Source organism: Corallococcus exercitus (genome assembly GCF_003611585.1).
GTDB lineage: Bacteria > Myxococcota > Myxococcia > Myxococcales > Myxococcaceae > Corallococcus > Corallococcus exercitus.
The window spans coordinates 1-3,997 of record NZ_RAVW01000615.1; the positions used below are offsets into that span (position 1 = coordinate 1).

Annotated in this window: 4 protein-coding genes and 1 pseudogene; 2 read left to right on the top strand and 3 right to left on the bottom strand. The window is 71.1% G+C overall.

The window, feature by feature from the left end; translation table 11 throughout:
• Together D7W79_RS39645 and D7W79_RS39650 are read left to right on the top strand one after the other, a co-directional pair.
• A pseudogene (locus tag D7W79_RS39645) lies at positions 1 to 240 on the top strand (acyltransferase); the annotation flags it as partial.
• A 109-nt stretch (positions 241 to 349) separates the two neighbouring features.
• Positions 350 to 1,303, top strand: coding sequence for an NAD(P)/FAD-dependent oxidoreductase (locus tag D7W79_RS39650; protein ID WP_120530404.1), 954 nt, complete (start codon positions 350 to 352; stop codon positions 1,301 to 1,303).
• 119 nt (positions 1,304 to 1,422) lie between these two features.
• On the opposite strand, the gene D7W79_RS39655 is transcribed toward D7W79_RS39650, so the two are convergent.
• The 3 genes from D7W79_RS39655 to D7W79_RS39665 all read right to left on the bottom strand — a co-directional run.
• The gene (locus tag D7W79_RS39655; protein WP_120530406.1) at positions 1,423 to 2,274 is read right to left on the bottom strand and encodes an AraC family transcriptional regulator; all 852 of its coding nucleotides are present in this window, start codon (positions 2,272 to 2,274) and stop codon (positions 1,423 to 1,425) included.
• A gap of 97 nt (positions 2,275 to 2,371) precedes the next feature.
• The gene (locus D7W79_RS39660) at positions 2,372 to 3,652 is read right to left on the bottom strand and encodes a spinster family MFS transporter (protein WP_120530405.1); all 1,281 of its coding nucleotides are present in this window, start codon (positions 3,650 to 3,652) and stop codon (positions 2,372 to 2,374) included.
• Positions 3,649 to 3,997 (bottom strand): Ppx/GppA phosphatase family protein (locus D7W79_RS39665; protein ID WP_439099275.1); only part of this gene is annotated, 349 nt, incomplete at its 5' end. The genes D7W79_RS39660 and D7W79_RS39665, both read right to left, overlap by 4 nt.

The following is a 3,997-nucleotide window of genomic DNA, read 5'->3' on the forward strand; positions in this document are numbered from 1 at the left end:
GCATGGGGGCTCGCGACGTTCGTGCTGGTTCCGCCGCTGGCGCTGTTCACGCTGTCGTTCGCGGAGCGCTGGGATGAAATCCGTCACGACCTGGAGCTGTTCTTCACGCTGGGCAACCGGAAGCGGCTGAAGGCCCGGCTGCTCGCGGAAGGGGAGCGGCTGGCGGGCGAGGTGGAGCGGCTGGCGGAGGAGTACCGGCCGAAGCTCGACGCGCCCGGGGCTGCACCCGTCGCGAGGTAGCGGACCGGAAGATCCGCCGATCCCGCCGAAAGCCCCGCCCTCCTGCCGGCCCCGGGCCCGTCGTTAGGTTCCTCCCAAGGGAATCAACGACGGCACGAGGAGCAGGGCAATGGCGGCATACGACGTGGTCATCGTGGGGGGCGGCCCCGGCGGGCTCAACGCGGCGCTGTATCTGGGACGCGGACGCAAGAGGGTGCTGCTCTGCGACGCGGGCACGCCGCGCAACGCCGCGGCGGAGCACATGCACGGCTTCGGTTCGCGCGACGGCATCCCGCCGCCGGAGTTCCGGCGCATCAGCCGTGAGCAGCTGAAGGCCTATCCCAACGTGGAGGTGCGCGACACGCGCGTGGGCTCCGTGGAGAAGCACGAGGGTGGCTTCCGCGTGGCGCTGGGCGACGGCACCACGGTGGACGCCCGGCGCCTCCTGCTGGCGATGGGCGTGGTGGACGTGATGCTGGACATCCCCGGCTACAAGGAGCTGTGGGGCCCCAGCATCTTCCAGTGTCCCTACTGCCACGGCTGGGAGGTCCAGGACCAACCCTTCGCCATGCTGGCCAAGAACCCGCAGTACCTGGACGGCGCACCCATCATCCAGAACTGGTCCAAGGACCTCATCGTCTTCACGCACGGCGACTTCGAGGTGCCGCCGGAGCAGCGTGAACGACTCCAGGCCCTGGGCATCCCGCTGGAGGAGCGGAGGATCCGAGCGCTGCATGGAAAGAACGGGCGCCTGGCGGAGGTGGAGCTGGAGGACGGGACGCGCATCGCCCGGAGCGTCATGTTCTCCGCGCCGCCGCAGCGGCAGCACGAACTGGTGACGCGGCTGGGGTTGGAGCTGGATGACCTGGGCTACGTGAAGGTGAATGCCACGGGCGAGACGTCCGTGCCGGGCATCGTCGCGGTGGGGGACATGACGACGCCGATGCAGGCGGCCATCGCGGCGGCCAGTGCCGGCACCATCGCCGCGGCAATGATGAACCACGCCCTCATCCTGGAGGACGCGGACCGCCGCTACACGGCGGTGACGGGGAAGCCCGCGCCCTCACGGCAGAAGGGGCACTGAGCGCACGCCGCCTCGCGCGTGTCGTAGCCGTGACCGCGCGAGGTGCGGGTGCTGTTGGAGCCATGGGCGGGCGGCACGAGGCGGCTCCTCGCGCCGCGAACGCGCGAGGCTTGAAGCGCTCAGTGCGCGGACGGCGCACGGTGCTGCTTGCGCCACGCGGCGGGCGTGAGCCCCTCCGTGCGACGGAACAGGCGGATGAAGTGCGTGGGGTCCGCGTAGCCCACGCGCTCGGCGATGATGTCCACGCGCTCGTCCGTGGACAGCAGCCGCCGCCGCGCCTCCGCCATCCGGCCGGAGATGATCCACTCCACCACGCTGCGGCCCGTGGCCTGCTTCAGCGCGGTGGTGACGTGCGCGGGAGAGCGGCCCACGGCGGCGGCCACCTCGCGCAGGGAGATGGGCTCCAGGCAGTGCCGTTCGATGTACGTGAGCGCTTCACCGGCGAGCGTCGGACGCGACGCCACCGGGGCCCACGTGCTCGAACGGGCCACCTCCGCCAGCACCAGCGAGAACAGGCTGCGCGTCACCTGCTCCCCCAGCGCACGGTGCGGAGCGCGCGTCTCCTCGTGCAGCTCCGACAAGAGCCGCGCCAGATGCTCCTGACGTCCGGAAGGAATCGGCACGACGGCGGAGGCGCCCTGTCGCACGCGCTCGAAGGGCTCCAGCAGCGGGCCCACCTCCGTCAGCGCGAAGGCGGACGGATGGAACCCGAGCCCCCAGACCTCCGCTCTCTCGGTCGACACCATCCGGTGCTTCTCCCCGGCGGGGATGAGCATTACATCGCCCGTGGACACCGTCAGGCGGGTGCGCTGGTCGATGACGGCCCGCCCGCCCGTGTAGAGCGCGAGCACGGCCTGCGGATGCGAGGTGGCGTAGGCGGAGGGCGTCTGCGTGCTGTGTCCGCATGCGACGAGCAGGGGGCCCGAGGGCGCGTTCCAGGACCGCAGCGCATGCGAATGCACGACCGACACGAACGCCTCCGCTTCCTTCCCTGGCGAGCAGCGAACCTGCTCGCCCAACCGGATGGGGCTCGGATGCATTCCGGCCCCGGACGTTTCAACGCGAGCTTCAGCCCACCTGCTCGCGGGGCACGGCCTCCCGGAACAGCTTCGCGCCCAGCAGGAGCGCCAGGCCCCCCAGCAGCACCGGCACCGCGTTGATGGCGATGGCGGTGTGGAGGCTGGCCATGTCGGCGATCTGCCCGATGAGCGTGGGGGAGATGGCGTCGCCCAGCATGTGGATGCACAGCACGTTGAGGCCCATGGCGAAGGCGCGGAACGCGGGCGGCACGCAGTTGACGATGGCCGCGTTGATGGGACCGCTGTTGAGGAAGATGAGGAACTGCGCCACGCCAATGGCCGCGAACGTCAGCGTCGTGTCCTGCAGGTTCACCGCCAGGTACATGCACGGCGCCGCGAGCAGCAGGCCGATACCCGACAGCCACAGTCCGCCACCCGCGCGCTTGCGGTCCATCTTGTCGCCCAGCCAGCCGCCGGCCACGGTGCCGGTGAGGCCCGCCACCGCCGTGATGGCGCCGAACACCAGGCCCACGCGGCCCGGGTGCTCCAGCCACAGGTGCCGCTCACGCACCAGGTACGTGGGCATCCAGAACGCCAGGCCGCCGATGGAGAACGTCATCAGCGTGTAGCCCGCCGTCGTGGCCCAGAAGGCCATGTTGCGGCCCAGCCCCTTGAGGCCCTCCATGAACGGCAGCTTCACCGCCGCGTCCGGCCCGTCCATGGCGCCGCGCTGCGGCTCCGGCATGAAGAAGGCCATGGTGCCCAGCAGGAGCCCCGGCACGCCGCCCGCGAAGAACGCCGCGTGCCACGAATACGTCTGCGTCAGCCACCCGCCCAGGCCGTAGCCCATGGCGGAGCCCACCGGGATGGCGATGTAGAAGTACGACAGCATCCGCGTGCGCTGCTCGCGCGGGTACAGGTCGGAGATGATGGACGGCGCCACCGCGCCATAGCCCGCCTCGCCAATGCCAATCACCGCGCGCGCCAACAGGAGCGCCGTGAAGCTGGCCGCCAGGCCGCTGGCCCCCGTGGCCAGGCTCCAGAGGATCACGCCGCCCGCCACCAGCAGCCGGCGGGGGATGCGGTCCCCCAGGAAGCCGCCCAGGGGCGACGCCAGCATGAAGACGATGATGAAGACGGTGCCCAGCAGGCCGGACTGCGCGTCGTTGATGCCGAAGTCCCTCTGAATCTCCGGCAGCGCGACGGCGATGATGTACCGGTCAAGGTAGTTGACCAGGTTGATCAGCGTGAGGATGAACAGCGCGTAGCCCGCGCGCACGGACTGCGTGGCACGCGCGCTGGACGGAGCGACGGGGGTGGAGGCGTTCATGAGCGAGAGGTGTCGGAGCCGGAGCCGAAGCGGTGTGCCAGGAGGCCCCAGCGCAGGCCGCGGTCACTCACGCGGCACGCATCCAGGCCCAGCGCCTTCACCGCTTCGCGCAGGATGAGGGCCCCCGCGGGGATGACGTCCGCGCGCTTGGGCTGGAGGCCGGGCAGCGCCCGTCGAGCGTCCAGGGGCAGGGCGCACAGCCGGTCCGTGAGCGCGTCCAGCTCGCCCCGGGACAGCGTGCCGCCGTGGACCGCTTCCGCGTCGTAGGTGGCCATCTGGTGCTGCACGGCGTACAGCGTTGTCACCGTGCCGGCCACGCCCACCAGCATCGCGGCGGGCGGGGGC

Bases quoted from the DNA above. Each gene is read 5' to 3' on its own strand.
- D7W79_RS39650 (WP_120530404.1), top strand. From the start codon at position 350: ATGGCGGCATACGACGTGGTCATCGTGGGGGGCGGCCCCGGCGGGCTC.
- D7W79_RS39660 (WP_120530405.1), bottom strand. From the start codon at position 3,652: ATGAACGCCTCCACCCCCGTCGCTCCGTCCAGCGCGCGTGCCACGCAG.